Origin of the sequence: Candidatus Accumulibacter sp. ACC005, assembly GCF_907163215.1 — a bacterium.
In the GTDB taxonomy this organism is placed as follows: Bacteria; Pseudomonadota; Gammaproteobacteria; order Burkholderiales; family Rhodocyclaceae; genus Accumulibacter; species Accumulibacter regalis.
Genome location: NZ_CAJQUB010000010.1, coordinates 135,249 through 149,106, shown reverse-complemented (window position 1 = coordinate 149,106; position 13,858 = coordinate 135,249). Strand labels below are relative to the sequence as shown.

Below are 13,858 nucleotides of genomic sequence, written 5' to 3'. Positions count from 1 at the left end.
TATGTTCGCCATCACCATTGGCGGCCAACTCGTCACGGCCCTCGACTGCTGCAACGTGTCCCTGCTTTACCGCGCGGTCCCAACGCCGTCCGGGCGAGCTCGATCGGGCCTGCGGTCTTTGATCGGCGGGCCGACTCTCGTTCCCGCGCTGTGGCTATTCTGCTTCGCTCCCTTCGACCTTCTTAATCAGTCAGCTGTCGCTTCTGCGACTGTCCGGCCTCGAAACATCTCGATCGTCGCCGCGCCGGGTTCCCCGCTTACTCCCGAGGCCGCCGGCGATCACACGCGTCGTCATCTCGCACGCCGAGTCGCGCCCGTCGCCTACCGCATCGCGGTACTCGACCTGGCCGCTCGATCAGACCCGCCGGACCGGCCCGTACCCTGTCGCGTTCTCATCGCTTACGCGGTTTTTTTTTACGCGGCGGTGTCTATAACTAAGTCGCCCTGGGTGTGTGCCCCAATCCCTCGCCCGGCCCGTCGAGAGGACCTCCCGCGCGAGCTGGCGGGCTGCCGCCATTCCGGGGCTTTCGTCACGGCATCTTACGCGCGTAAGATGTACGAGCGCGGGGTCTGGAAGTCGCGGCCAACAGTGCCTCCCGCTGCGCCGCGCTTCGAGTTGGACACAACTTCGTCCGCAGGACAGGCTCACCCTTCGCCGTGAATTTGCCTGCGCTACCTCTCGGGCGCGGTTTTCCGTGTCTGGGCGCGCGACGTGGCTTCGTCCGAACCCACGAGTGGCAGGCGTGAACGTGACGCCCCTACGTTCAAACTACCTCGTTCGTCGACGCCGCGTCACGCAGTGGGCGGTGTTCGTGAAACCAACGGCCGGAGCGCCTGTGGGTGCCACTGCGCAGACGATTTCCCGACTACCTCTACAACGCATGCGCAACGGGGCGGCTGACTCGGGACCAAGACCGAGGAGAGCCTGACTTCGTCCGCTGCGACCTCGGCAAGCCCACCAGAACCATAACTACCTCGACAACGGGTCGCCTGGTTTGCCTGTCGGCGGGCGTGATCAAGCCGGCCCGAATTCGCATCTTCCCCCATCATCGGCCCGAAAACCCGACGATCCCGTGCCTGAGCGATGGGGTACCACTGAACATGGCTGATCGAAATCACACCCCTATGCGCCTATTCAACTTCGTGTCATTTCGACGGCGGCGTGAAGAGTTTCGTCGCGGCATCATCCCGACGTTCCGCGCATCGGTACCCTAGGGGTGTCACCGTCCTCCCAGATACCGCTCCGTCAACGACAAGGAAAATCACGTGCGCAAGGGTGCCGCGTACACCGGTCATGACGTCACCCTCAAGCGCGGCAATCGATCGTCAACTTCTACGCCTCGTGGTCGGCTCGACGAGAGCGCGCCAACCGCCGGGCCGGCGGCACAGAAGACGGTCGCCGTGACGCTGCTCGACGAATCCCATAATCCGTGCGCACCTGGCCGCTTGCGCGGCTGCATCCCGATGATTACACCGCCCGACCCTGCCGGAAAGTGCGGTGGCGACGTGGCGATGGAAAGAGATCGTCCTGGCCGCCGAAGGCTTCGAGATCCAGGCCTAGGCGAGACGGCTGCGATGATGCGCACACGTCCTGCCGGCGGTATCGCTTGAACCTGGCTTGTTCGCGGGGGAAGGTGCATGAACGGCCTGTCCTTCGAACTGGCTCCACCGGCGGTTGCCCCCGATCCGAACCGGTCGATGTGGCCTGTTTCGTGGGCTACGTCGGACGACGGGCGACCACCCTGCCGGCCGGCGTGCGCACGGCCCTGGCCGAGGCACGCTGGATCGCCGGGCCGTGGGCGCGGCCGCCTGCGGAGGTCGAGGCCTTGCTGCAGCTGCCGGTGGTGGTCGACAGCTGGAACGCCTTCGACGCCTTGTTTGCCTGGGACAGGCGGCCGGTCATGGGGCCTGTCGGCAGCGGCGAGCGGCGCTGCGCCAGCTATCTTGGCGCTGCCGTGCGCAGCTTCTTTGCCAATGGCGGGCGCCGTGCCTTGATCGTCCGCTGCGGCGATCCCTGGCCCTATATCGAGGCCGCCGGAAATCGTGCGGCGCAGCGTGCGACGCGGCTGGCGGCGTTGCTGGCGCCCGCTGCCAGCCCGATGGATCCGGCGAGCTGGATCGGCATCGGCCATCTCTCCGGCCTTCCCGAAGTGACGCTGCTGTGCCTGCCGGATCTGGCCGATATCTGCGCGACGGAAGCGGCGATCGTCGATGTCGAGGTCGAGCCGCCCAGCTCGCCCGAGGTCTTCGTCGACTGTTCGAACAACGCCGCGGCAGCGGTCGAGCAGGATGTCGGTCTGCGCGATCTGGCGCCGCCGCGTGCCGATGACGAGGCTTTCATCGCCTGGCGCAACGCCGTTGGCACGGTCCGCGAGCGCCTTGCCCGGCAGCACCGCGAGATGCTGCTCGTCGCCGCGCTGCCGCTGCCGATGGCCAACGCGCGCAACGCCGACACCTGGGCGCAGGCCGATTTCCACGGTTATCTCGAAAACGCCAGCGTGCTCGCTGCACCCGATAGCAGCAATGCCGGTCGCGCCGCGGCCAGCGCTTTCGTACAACTGGCCTGGCCGTGGCTGCGAACTGCCCACAGCGCCGACCTGCCGGGCGCGCTCGAAGCGCCAGACGGCCTGCTCGCCGGCCTTCTGGCGATCAATGCGCTGGCGCGGGGTACTTTTCGCTCGCTCGCCGGCACGCCTCTCGCCGCGGTTTCGGGCAGCGAGCCCGTGCTGGCCTGGAGCGGCATCGCCGAAACGCCGTCCGACCGCCTCGCGCGGCGGGTGTGCGTGATCGCGCCCTCGCCTGTGGGCTGGGCGCTGCATTCGGATGTCACGGCCAGCGCCGACGAAGCCTGGCGTGCCGGCGGCGTCAGCCGCTTGCTGGGGGCGATCTTGCGTGCTGCCCGGCGCAGTGGCGAAGCGGCCCTCTTCGAGGCCAGCGGGCCGGCTCTGTGGCAGCGCATCGAGCGCAGCCTCGGGCACTTGCTGACCGCCTTCTGGCGAGAGGGGGCTCTCGGCGGGGCTTCGCCGGAGGAGGCCTTCAGCGTGCGTTGCGACCGCAGCACCATGAGCCAGGCCGATCTCGACAACGGCCGTCTGCGCGCCGAAGTCAGCATCCTGCCGCTGGCGGCGGTCGAGCGTATCCGGGTGGTGCTCGACCTCAGCGGTGGTGGCGCCGCCGAAGCGCTGCGCGAGGTGGCGTGATGAACGACATCCCCTTGCACGTCTTCCGCTTCCAGGTCAGCTTCAGCCAGCAGGCGCTGGCCAATCCGACTGGCGCCAGCGTGCCGCTGTGCCGCGGCGCGTTCTCCGAGTGCACCGGGCTCGAAGCGACCATGGAACCTAAGGTGATCAAGGTCGGCGGCAGCAACTACGGCGCGGTGCAACGGGCCGGCCAGGTGAGTTTCGCCACCGTCGTTCTCAAACGCGGCATGACCGACACCCGCGACCTGTGGAACTGGTTCGCCAGCGTTGCCGGCGGCGCCTACGCCTACCGCCTGCACGTCGAGATCGAGATGCGCAACAGCGCTGACCAGGCGGTTGTCGCCTGGGCGCTGCGCCGTGCGCTGCCGGTCAAGTTCAAGGCCGCCGACCTCAATGCCAAGGGCAGCGAGATCGGCATCGAGGAACTGCATCTGGCCCACGAGGGCCTGGTGCTCGTTAGCTGAGGCCAGCCATGCCCGAATTCCCCGCACAGCTTGCCGAGGCGCCCGCTACCTTCGAGACGATGACCGGTCCGAGCGTACAGGTGAGCGTGCATTTCAATCCCGCCAGCCTGCAGCACACAGTCTCGAACACCCTCAAGGAAGAGGGCCGGGGGGCCAAGAAGAAGCAGTACGTCAGCCAGACGACGGCCAAGCTGACCATGGATCTGGTCTTCGACACCACCGGCACCGGCGCGGACGTTCGCATCACGACCAACGAGATGGCGAAACTCCTGCAGCCGATCCCCGAGGGCCAGAGCAAGAAGGTGCCGCCGGTGGTGAAGTTCAGCTGGGGCGCGTACTCGTTCACCGGCATGGTCGAGCAGTACAAGGAGACGATCGACTTCTTCGCCAGCGGCGGCCTGCCGCTGCGCTCGTCGATCAATCTGACGCTGTCGAGTCAGGACGTCACTTTCGAGGGCGGTACCAGCAACAACCGGGCCACGGTGGATGACGTGCGTGGCCCCGAGCCGGTGGTCATTGCCGACGATGATGGCCCGCGCGGCGGTGCGCAGGGCGCGGCCAACAAGGCCGGCGACCCGCGCGCGGCACGCGGAATCGCCGCCGCCAATGGCGCGGCGAGCCTGCGTTTCGGTGCCGGCGGCGGACTTGCGGTAGGGGCTTCGGCAAGCGTCGGTTTCTCGGCCGGGGCGTCGGTCGGGGCCGGGTTCTCGGCCGGTATCGGGGCGTCGGCGGGCGGTGGCTTTTCGGCTTCGGCGGCGGCCTCGGCCGGAGGCAGCGCGAATCTGCTGCCGGCGGCGGCCTTCGCCGCCGGAGGCGGGGCCGGACTGAGTGTCGGCGCCGGTGCTGGGCTGGCTGTTGGCGGTGGGGCAGGACTGGCAATTGGCGGCGGGGCAGGGCTGAGCGTTGGCGGTGGCGCCGGTTTGAGTATGGGTGGCAGCGCCTCGGCTTCCTTCGCGGCTGGCGCCGGGGCTTCGGCAAGCGCCGGTTTCTCCGGGCTGCGGGTGGAGAGCAAAGTGAGTTCGCGACCGCTGTCGGTGAGCAGTCTGTTGCCGGCTTCAGCAAGCATTTCCAGCGCCGGCACGGTCGCCGTCGGCGGGCGTCTGATCGACGCCGGGGGCAGCGGTTTGAAGGTCAATGTGAGCGCTGACGCCGACTTCGTCATCGGCGCGCGCCAGGGCTAAGGGAGCGAGTCATGCCGATCATGATCGAAGAGATGCAGGCCGAGGTCAGACCGGAGCAGGAGGCGCCGCAGTCGGCGAGCGCCGCGCCGACGCCCGACGCCGCGCGCGAGGCCGAGGCGGTCGAAGCGACGCTGCGCGAACTCGCCCTGCGCAACGAGCGCCGCCAGCGATGGCACGCGGATTAGGAGGCCATCAGCATGCCTAGCGAAACCTCGGTCAGCCAGTCCGCCGTCTATCGTGCCCGGCCCACGCTCCGGCTCGCCGGGCAGGAGGATCTGCGCGTTTCGGAGCTGCTCATCGCCCTGCGCATCGAGGAGTCCGAGGGGGGGATGAGCCGGGCAGAACTGCGTTTCTCGAACTGGGCGAGTACCACCGACGGCGGTGCGGAGTACGCCTTCGAGGACGGTTCCCGGATCGCGCTGGGCACGGCCATCGAGGTCTACGCCGGTGACGAGACGCAGGCACGCGAGATCTTCCGCGGTGTGGTCAGCGGTCTCGAGGCCGAATTCGCACAGGGGTCGCCGCCCGAACTGGTGGTGCTTGCCGAAGATCCGCTCGGTCGCGCGCGCATGGCCCGGCGCAGCAAGGTCTACAGCGACATGTCGCCGGCCGACGTGGTCGATGCCGTGGCCAACGAACTGGGGCTGCGCCCGTCGGTGCAGGGTTTGAGCGAGCCGATCGGCACCTGGGCGCAACTCAACGAAAGCGATCTCGCCTTCCTGCGCCGCCTGCTCGGGCGTTTCGACGCCGATCTGCAGATCGTTGGCGACGAGTTGCAGGTGGCCCCGCGGGGAGACGTCCGGCGCGGTGAACTGAGCCTCGAGCTGCACGGTCAGCTGGCCCGCGCCCGGGTGGTCGCCGATCTCGCGCAACAGGTGAGCAGCATCACCGCCGCGGGCTGGGATGCGGTTGCCGGCAGCGCCGTCAGCGCCGAGGTCAGCAGTCTCAGTCACGGCGGACCGGGCAGCGGCACCAGCGGCGCCGACTGGCTGCGTCGCGCGCTCGACCGGCGTAGCGAACACCTCGGTCACCTGGCGCTGGCGACCGACGGTGAAGCCCGGGCAGTGGCCGCAGCGGCTTTCGATCAACGCGCGCGGCGCTTCGTGCGTCTCGACGGCGTCGCCGAGGGCAACGCGCAGCTTCGCGTCGGCACGACGGTGGCGGTCAGCGGTTTGTCCGGGCGCTGGGACAACAGCTATTACGTCGTCGAGGCACGCCACCGTTACGACGTGCACGCAGGCTATCGCACCGAGTTCGTCGGCGAGTGTGCGTATCTCGGGGAGGCTTCCTGATGGATCGCGCGCCGCATTTCCAGCCTGCCGCCGGATGGCTCAACGGCGCCCAGCTCGCCCGCGTGGTCGATATCGCCGACCCCGAACGGCGCAACCGGGTGCAACTGCGCCTGCTCGCCTTCGATGCCGTCGACGGTCAGGATGCGCCCTTGTGGGCGCGCGTGGTGTGCCCCTTTGCCGGTGCCGATCGCGGCGCCTTCCTGATGCCCGACGTCGACGACGAAGTGCTGGTCGTCTTCCTGCACGGCGATCCGCGCTATCCGCTGGTCGTCGGCGGCCTGTGGAGCGGCGCCAACGCGGCACCGGCCGAGCTCGGCGACGAGGGCAACCGCTTCAAGCGCATCCGCTCGAAGAACGGCGTCACCGTCACCCTCGACGACCAGCAGGGTCAGGAGCTATTGCTGCTTGAAACGCCGGGCGGGCAGAAGCTCACCCTCTCCGACGGGCCGGGCAAGGTCACCGTCGAGGATGCCAACGGCAATCGGGTGGTCATGGAGGCGGCGCGGATCAGCATCACGGCCAGCGCCGAGGTCAAGGTCGAGGCGCCGCAGGTGAAGGTCAGCGCCGGCATGGTCACCGTCGATACCGCCATGGCCAAGTTCTCCGGCATCGTCAAGTGCGAGGTCCTGCAGGCGACGTCGGTGGTGTCCACCAGCTACACACCGGGAGCGGGAAACATATGGTGAGCCATCACGAGGTGATCCTCTCGGCCCCGCGCGACCTCGCCGTCGGCGGCGCGCCGGCGATCCTGCAGCGCAGCGACGAAGACTTCATCGAGGCGGTACTGACCCGTCTGCGCGACGCCGACGGGCGCATCGGCCTGCGCGCCAGTCTGGCGCGCTCGGTCAGCGTTGCCGGCGGCACCGATACGCGGCCGAGCAGCAAGCGCAACAGCGGCCGCGGGCTGTTCAACAAGCTGCGCGATGCCAGCCGCCAATTGGGTCTCGCCGGCGGGCGGGTGGCCGCACCGCCGGTGCTGGAGAGCGCGCCGGGGAGTGACCAGCAACTCGTCGAAGGGATTCGCCGTAGCGCCGAAGGGGCGCAGGTTCTCAAGCTCTTCCAGCCGATCCAGCGCCAGTTCAACCTGGCGGTGATGGAAGCGCGTTGCGACACGCCGGGCGAACCGCGCATCGACCCGACGCGCGTGGACAGCGCCGGCATGGTCATCCGCCGGCTGGTGCGCGATTCCCAGGGGCGTGAAGTGAAGCAGGGCTGGATGCGCGCCGGCGAAAGCCTCAAGGGCTGGGCCCGCGTCGGCGCGGCGGCCGACGGCATTGCCCGCGGCAACCGCCACGACCCCGAAGCGCTGCGTCGGCTTAGCCGGCCGACGACCGGCCAGCCGGTCCTCGACCACGAGGTACTCGCGCTGCTGGCGGCCCAGGAAGACGCGCTGCTCAACGAGTCGGTGGTGCCGATGTTCGTCGCTCCGCCCGACGTCTGCAAGGCCGCGGCGGCCACGCTGTTCTACGGCCTGATCCCGACGACCAGCAGCGAAAAGGCCGAAGGCGGCGCACCCGGGTTCGACGAGGCGGCGTTCGGCCCGACGACGGCGGATTTCAAGGCGCACCTGGTTGGCCCGCTGCGCGGCGTCGCCGACAGCTTGCCGCGGCCGGGCCGCGCCCTGACCCCCGATATGGCGGGCATTGCCGGCAACGCCGCCGACTCGGAGCGCAGCGCGATGAAGCGCTTTCTACTCCTGCTGCGCCAGCTGGCGGTAGAGTTCGACGCCTTCGCCGACAGCGCCGAGGCCGATGCGCTGATGGTGGTGCTCAACGGCATCGCCCTGCCGCTCGCCGACGCCGATGGCAAGCCGGTCGCCGGCAGCCGCCCGGCGGGCGATTTCCTCGCCGCGGCGAGCCGAATCCTGCTCAATGAGGAATCGATCTCGCCGGCGCCGACCATCCCGGCTCGCTGGCCGGCGCTCGACACCGGTACCAGCGAGGCACTGGCGCGCGCACTGTCGGCGTGCCTGCGCGTACGCTTCGAGGCGGTGAGTGGCGTCGCCGGGCGCTTCGACGACCCGGAAGCCCGCTACGTGCTGCGCGCCTTCGTCCGCCTGAAGCCGGAAGGCGTCTGCCCGGCACGCACGGTGTGGGGCGACTACAGCCCGGCTTTCGTGATTGCGCCGTGGTACGAAGGCAGTGGTGCGCCGCCGGTGCAGGTGCCCCTGCCCGACCCGGGCGACAAGGAAATGCTCAAGAAGCTCAAGCCCAACGTCGCGTTCACCGTTCCGGCGTCGATGCAGAACCTGCTCAGTGGCGATCCCCTCGATCTGATGGACGGCAAGAAGCCGGCCGACAGCGGCCTCAAGCTGGGCTGGATCTGCAGCTTCAACATTCCGATCATCACCATCTGCGCGTTCATCGTGCTGAATATCTTCCTGTCGCTGTTCGACCTGTTCTTCCGCTGGATGATGTTCATCAAGATCTGCATCCCCTTCCCCAAGAAGGGCGGAGGTGAGTCATGAGCGCGAGTCAGCTCCCTCGCCCGCTGGTCGGCTGGCCGCTGTTCGCATTGCCCGACGAACGCGGCCAACTCGACTGGCCGGATCTCGAAGCCAGCGTGCGCCAGGGAATCCGCGTGATTCTCAGCACCCGGCCCGGTGAGCAGCTGATGCGCCCCGAGTTCGGCGCCGGACTCGACCGCCTGCTGCACGCGCCCAACAACCTCGCCACGCGTCGCCAGATTCGCGACTGGGTGATGGAATCGCTCGGCCGCTGGGAGCGGCGCATCGTCCTCGACCGGGTGGAGGTGTTCGAAGTAGCCGACGAGCCCTCCGACCTGCGGGTCGAGATCGCCTATCGACTGGCCCGCTCCGGAACGCCCGGCGCGCTGGCCGTGACCGTTCGACTGGAGGAAGGCTGATGCCGATCCTGCCGCCCCGTCTCGATGACCGCAGCTTCGACGATCTGCTCGAAGACCTGCTGGCCCGCGTCCCGGCGCACACGCCGGAATGGACCAACCCACGCCTCGGCGATCCCGGTCGCACCCTGCTCGAGCTCTTTGCCTGGCTCGGCGACGCGCTGCTCTATCGCGCCAACCTGATCCCCGAGCGCCAGCGGCTGGTGTTCCTCAAGCTGCTTGGCCAGGGCTTGCGGCCGGCACGGCCGGCCGGCGGAATCGTCAGTCTGGCCTTTGCCCAGCCGAGCGAACTCTCCGCCGTGACGCTTGCCCCCGGTGCGCGAATCAAGGCGCCACTGCCCTTCGAAACGCTGGCCGAAACCACCCTCCTGCCGGTGGCCGCCGAGGTCTGGTACAAGCAGCCGCTGGCCGACGCCGACGCGGCGCGCATGGAAGCGGTGATCGCCGGTCTGCAGAAAGTGCATCGCCTCGACGGCGCCGCCAAGGGCTATCTCGCGTCACCACTCTTTGCCGGCGGTCAGGCGGCCAGCGGTGAGGGGGTGGACGTCTTCGCCCTGGGCGCCGATCGCGCGCTGTGGCTGGCCCTCCTGGCGCCCGCCGCGCAGCGCCCCGAACAGCAGGCGGCGACCAATATTGCCGCACGCACTGCGCTGGGCGGCGGCGACAGCGGGGCGACCGCGATGCTCTCGGTCGGCGTGGTGCCGGCGCTGGCTGCACCGGCGCTGTTCGAGGAAGTCGGCCAGCGCGCGCGCGTGTCGGTCTTGTGGGAGGTGGTCACCCGCGGTGCGGACGGCGTCAATGCCGACTACCTGACCGTCGAGCCCTTCCCCGGCGACGCCAACGACAGCACCGCCGGGCTGACGCGACCAGGCGTGCTGCGCCTGCCGATGCCCGACGAATCGCTGATCTGGGCGCCGGTCAACGACGTCGGCGAGAACCCGCGCGCCGGCGTCGGCGATAATCCGCCGCGCGTCGACGACGCGGAAAAAGCCGCCCGGCTGATCGGCTGGCTGCGTCTGCGGCCCAAGCCCGGCAGCGGGGTGAGCAGTCTCAGGCTGGCCTGGGTGGGCGTCAATGCCGTCGCCGTCGATCAGCGCAGCACCCTCGAAGCTCGCGTGCTGGGAGTATCCACCGGTGCCGCCGACCAGGTCTTCCCGTTGCCGGCCGCTTCGGTCGACGCCGCGACCCTGCGCATCCAGGTCGAGGAGCCCGGTCGCGGCTATCAGCCGTGGCAGCGGGTCGACGATCTGGCCGCCATCTCGGCCGACGCGCTGGTGGCGCGCGAGGCGCCGGTCTTCGAACTCGACGCCGAGGCTGGCAGCCTGCGTTTCGGTGACGGCGTGCGCGGCCGCGTTCCCGAGCGCCAGATGCGTATCCGCCTGGCCTACGGCCGTTTCGGTGGCGGCCGTGCCGGCAATCTGCCGGCTGCCAGCCTGAGCGAGCTTGCGTCGGGCCGGCTCGTCGGTGTGGCGCGGACGATGCCGGCGATCAAGGTGCTGCAGCCGCTGGCCACCGAAGGCGGCGAAGACGCCGAAAGTCTGGCCCGCGCCGAACAGCGCATTCCGTCGCTGCTGCGCCATCGTGAGCGCGCGGTGACCGCCGACGATTACCGCCGCCTGGCGCAGGAGGTGCCCGGCACCGACGTCGCGCGCGTCGAGGTGCTGCCGCGCTTCAAGCCGCGCGAACGGCGTTTCGACGTCCCCGGCGTGGTCAGCGTCATGGTCCTCCCGGCACGCGTCTTCGGCAAGGCGCCGAATCCGCGTCCGGACCGGCCATTCATCGAGCGCGTGCATGCGCATCTGTCGGTGCGCACGCCGCTGGCCACCGAGCTTTACGTCATCGGCTGCGAGTATGTGCCGCTCGGTGTCTCCGTCGGGGTGAGCATCCGTGACGGTTTCGGCCGCGAGGCAGTGCTCTTCGAGTTGCGCGAAGCGTTGCGCCGCCTGCTCTGGCCGTTGCCGCCGCATGGTCCGGGAGGTTCGGGCTGGCCCCTGGGTCGCACGCTGCGCGAACGCGAGCTGGAAGTGGAGGTTTCGCGCGTCGCCGGCGTCGCCGAGGTCGGCGGCATCAACCTCTTCGAGCGCGTCGACATCGCCGGCCGGGGCGAATGGCGGCTGCTGACGCGCAACACCTCCGACGGCACGCAGTCGCTCAAGCTGGCTGCCTGGCAGCTGCCCGAGCTCCTGTCCGTTGTGGCCGTCGATGCGCCGACCGGCAGTAGTGCTGCGCCAGGCGACCTCTCGGCGCTGCCCAATCCCTTCGCCGACGACGCCGCTGTCGCCGTGCCGGTTGTCCCCGAGGTGTGCTGATGGACGCCAACGGACAGCGCTTCTGGTTGCTTGCCGACGACCGGCACTGGCCGGCGCGCAGCCATGTCGATTACCGGGCTGGCTGCCGCGCCCTGCGCCTGACCAGCGAGCGCAGCCTCTCGGCACCCCCTGCGGATGCCGCGGCGATTGCCGCGGCGGCGCTCGAACGTCTGCCGCAGACGGTCGACCGGCACGGCGCCAGCGCGCGCTGGGACGAGGCGGCGATGGCCGTCGTCGTCGTCAGCCATCTGCCGGCGGCGGCGACCCTGTTGCCGCTTGGCGAGCGACCGCTGGACTTTGCCGTCGGTTTTGACGACGTGCTCTACGTGGCGCTCGCCGATCGACTCCTGCTGCACGACCTGCGCGGTCGCTGGCCGGATAGCGTCCTGCCGACGCCAGGTTTCCAGGCCTGGCGCCTGGCCGCCGAGCCGCTCGGCGGCGTCTGGTTGCTCGAACGTGGCAGTGGCCGTCTCGGCCGCCTCAGCGGATGCGTGCAGCCCGAGCGGCCGGCGGCTGATTACGCGCCGGGCACTTTTCGCCCCGATCCCGAAAACCCCAGCCCGCCGACGCTGAAAATCCTCGCCGGCGTTGCCTGGCCGGTCGGTGAGCGGCCGCAGTCACTGGCCCTGGCGCGTGACGGCACGCTGGCCCTGCTGTCATGGTTTGGCGATGGCGAGTGCCGTCTGCGTTTGCTCGATCGCCAAGTCGGCACGCTCGGGCCGGCGCAGACCCTGGCCGCTGCCGCCTTCGCCTATTCGATCGACTGGCTCGGCGAGGGCGGCATTGTGGTCCGCGTTCCCGGCCGCCGCGACGCGCCGGTGTGGGTGCCCAGGGGTTCGCCGGTCGGCGCGCTGACCCTGCTTCCGGCCGGCGATATCTACCCGCTTGCCGCCGCCGCCGAGGAAGCGCCTTTCGCCCATCGCCTCGACGATCCGCCACGTTACCCGCTGGCCGGTGGCGCCCTCGAACCGCTCCACCGGCTGTCGCTGGCCAACCTCGCCCGCCACGGCGAGGCCGCCAATTTCAGCAGTGCGGCGACGCATCTCATCGACAGCGGCGACCAGCAGACCGTCTGGCACCGGCTCTACGCCGAAGCCCGCTTGCCGGCGGGCTGCGGGCTGCTGGTGTGGCTGGCGACCAGCGCCGAGCCGAGCGCTGCGGCGGCGGGTGAGTGGCACGCGCATGCCTTCGGCGAGCTGCCCGCCGCGTCCCTGCCCGCCGGTCCCGTTCCGCACGCGGTCTGGGAGCGGCAGCCTTCCGAGCTTCCCGGCCATCGCGGCCTCGGTGCCTGGGGAGCACCCGAGCCCGGCCGCGCCGGCCTGTGGACGGCGATGATCCAGCGCTCCGCGCGTCGCGTGCGGGCGCTCAGCGGCCGCTACCTGTGGGTGCGGGTGGCGTTTTTCGGCGAGGGTCGCGATTCGCCCGAACTGGCCGCGCTGCGCGCCTACGGCTCGCGCTTTTCCTACCGTGACCAGTATCTGCCGCGCCTGTATCGCGAAAACGAGTTCGGCGCTGCGGCCGAAAGCCCCGGCCTGGCGACGCCGGCCGATTTCCTCGAACGGCTGCTCGGCAACGTCGAAAGCGTGCTCACCCCGCTCGAGGATCGCATCGCCGCCGCCCACCTGGCGAGCGACCCGGCGAGCGTGCCGGAAGAGTCGCTCGAATGGCTCGGCGGCTGGCTCGGCGTGGCCTTCGACGCGGCACTGCCGGAGGGGCGGCGGCGCGAATGGCTGCTTCGTTCGAGCGAGCTGGCGCGCTACCACGGCACTCGCCGCGGCCTGCGTCTGGCGCTCGACATTGCCAGCGACGGCGGTGTGCGGGGTGGCGAGATCGTCGTCCTGGAGGGCTTCCGCATGCGTCGGCTGATGAGCACGCTGCTGGGCGTGAATCTCAACGTCGAGGACGACCCGCTGCTTCCTGGCCTGGTGATCAGCGGCAACTCGGTGGTCGGCGACACGCTGATCCTCGGCGAGGCCGAACGCGTCGAACTGCTGGCGCTGTTTCGCGACGAGCTCGTATCGAACGCCGAGCGCGAGGCGCTGCTGGCTTTCTACGACCAGCTCGCCTTCCGCGCGCTGGTGCTGGTGCACCAGTCGGTCGAGGCACAGGACCTCGGCCTGATCCGGCGCATCGTTGAGCTCGAATCGCCCGCTCACGTCGAGGTGCAGGTGGCCGTCGCCAGTTGGCCGCTGCTCGTCGGCATTGCCAGTCTGGTCGGTGTGGACACCTACCTGGGCCCGCCGCGCGAGCGTGTTGCGGCCCGGGCCGGGGTCAGCAGCCTGGGCAACGGCGATTACGTCCTCGGCGTCGGCAGCCTGGACCCGCGTTTGTCGGGGGCGGTGGCGCCGCGCCCGGTGGCGCTACCGCTGGCCGATGCCGGCCCCGACATGACCGTCGTACATGGTCGCAGCTTCGTGCTCGACGGAAGCGGCTCGACCGCCGCGGCCGGCGGGCGCATCAGCGAGTATCGCTGGCGCCTGACCGATTAGGCACCCGAACCACGGCAATGATGCCGGCAACAAGGTCGACGACAACGCCGGCCGCTCAACC

General features: G+C 69.8%; 10 protein-coding genes. All 10 read left to right on the top strand.

The features are described from left to right. Positions 1–1,700: 1,700 nt before the first annotated feature. The 10 genes from QZ613_RS12320 to QZ613_RS12275 are packed head-to-tail and all read left to right on the top strand — an operon-like array spanning position 1,701 to position 13,797. A complete protein-coding gene (locus QZ613_RS12320; protein WP_291982699.1) occupies positions 1,701–3,200 on the top strand; it encodes a phage tail protein in 1,500 nt (499 codons plus the stop codon). Next, a complete protein-coding gene (locus QZ613_RS12315) occupies positions 3,200–3,664 on the top strand; it encodes a phage tail protein (RefSeq protein WP_043566780.1) in 465 nt (154 codons plus the stop codon). The genes QZ613_RS12320 and QZ613_RS12315 overlap by 1 nt, the downstream gene beginning before the upstream one ends. A gap of 8 nt (positions 3,665–3,672) precedes the next feature. Continuing rightward, on the top strand, positions 3,673–4,845 hold the full coding sequence (locus QZ613_RS12310; RefSeq protein ID WP_291903154.1) for a hypothetical protein: 1,173 nt from the start codon (positions 3,673–3,675) through the stop codon (positions 4,843–4,845). 11 nt (positions 4,846–4,856) lie between these two features. Then, positions 4,857–5,030: a hypothetical protein gene (locus QZ613_RS12305; RefSeq protein WP_291903156.1), complete on the top strand. Its 174-nt coding sequence runs from the start codon at positions 4,857–4,859 to the stop codon at positions 5,028–5,030. A gap of 12 nt (positions 5,031–5,042) precedes the next feature. Beyond that, complete coding sequence (locus QZ613_RS12300) at positions 5,043–6,137, top strand: contractile injection system protein, VgrG/Pvc8 family (protein ID WP_291903159.1); 1,095 nt, start codon at positions 5,043–5,045, stop codon at positions 6,135–6,137. Continuing rightward, the gene (locus QZ613_RS12295; RefSeq protein ID WP_291903162.1) at positions 6,137–6,823 is read left to right on the top strand and encodes a phage baseplate assembly protein V; all 687 of its coding nucleotides are present in this window, start codon (positions 6,137–6,139) and stop codon (positions 6,821–6,823) included. The genes QZ613_RS12300 and QZ613_RS12295 overlap by 1 nt, the downstream gene beginning before the upstream one ends. Continuing rightward, a complete protein-coding gene (locus tag QZ613_RS12290; RefSeq protein ID WP_291903165.1) occupies positions 6,817–8,604 on the top strand; it encodes a hypothetical protein in 1,788 nt (595 codons plus the stop codon). The genes QZ613_RS12295 and QZ613_RS12290 overlap by 7 nt, the downstream gene beginning before the upstream one ends. Beyond that, entirely contained in the window at positions 8,601–9,002 is a 402-nt protein-coding gene (locus QZ613_RS12285; protein WP_291903168.1) for a GPW/gp25 family protein, read from the top strand. The genes QZ613_RS12290 and QZ613_RS12285 overlap by 4 nt, the downstream gene beginning before the upstream one ends. After that, positions 9,002–11,308, top strand: a complete 2,307-nt coding sequence (locus tag QZ613_RS12280) for a putative baseplate assembly protein (protein WP_291903170.1) — start codon at positions 9,002–9,004, stop codon at positions 11,306–11,308. The genes QZ613_RS12285 and QZ613_RS12280 overlap by 1 nt, the downstream gene beginning before the upstream one ends. Next, on the top strand, positions 11,308–13,797 hold the full coding sequence (locus QZ613_RS12275) for a phage tail protein (RefSeq protein ID WP_291982697.1): 2,490 nt from the start codon (positions 11,308–11,310) through the stop codon (positions 13,795–13,797). Before QZ613_RS12280 ends, QZ613_RS12275 begins: the two co-directional genes overlap by 1 nt. The last annotated feature ends 61 nt before the right edge of the window (positions 13,798–13,858 follow it).

Excerpts from the sequence above, each read along its gene's own strand:
- QZ613_RS12315 (WP_043566780.1), top strand. The coding sequence starts at position 3,200 with ATGAACGACATCCCCTTGCACGTCTTCCGCTTCCAGGTCAGCTTCAGC.
- QZ613_RS12310 (WP_291903154.1), top strand. The coding sequence starts at position 3,673 with ATGCCCGAATTCCCCGCACAGCTTGCCGAGGCGCCCGCTACCTTCGAG.
- QZ613_RS12305 (WP_291903156.1), top strand. The coding sequence starts at position 4,857 with ATGCCGATCATGATCGAAGAGATGCAGGCCGAGGTCAGACCGGAGCAG.
- QZ613_RS12300 (WP_291903159.1), top strand. The coding sequence starts at position 5,043 with ATGCCTAGCGAAACCTCGGTCAGCCAGTCCGCCGTCTATCGTGCCCGG.
- QZ613_RS12295 (WP_291903162.1), top strand. The coding sequence starts at position 6,137 with ATGGATCGCGCGCCGCATTTCCAGCCTGCCGCCGGATGGCTCAACGGC.
- QZ613_RS12290 (WP_291903165.1), top strand. The coding sequence starts at position 6,817 with ATGGTGAGCCATCACGAGGTGATCCTCTCGGCCCCGCGCGACCTCGCC.
- QZ613_RS12285 (WP_291903168.1), top strand. The coding sequence starts at position 8,601 with ATGAGCGCGAGTCAGCTCCCTCGCCCGCTGGTCGGCTGGCCGCTGTTC.
- QZ613_RS12280 (WP_291903170.1), top strand. The coding sequence starts at position 9,002 with ATGCCGATCCTGCCGCCCCGTCTCGATGACCGCAGCTTCGACGATCTG.
- QZ613_RS12275 (WP_291982697.1), top strand. The coding sequence starts at position 11,308 with ATGGACGCCAACGGACAGCGCTTCTGGTTGCTTGCCGACGACCGGCAC.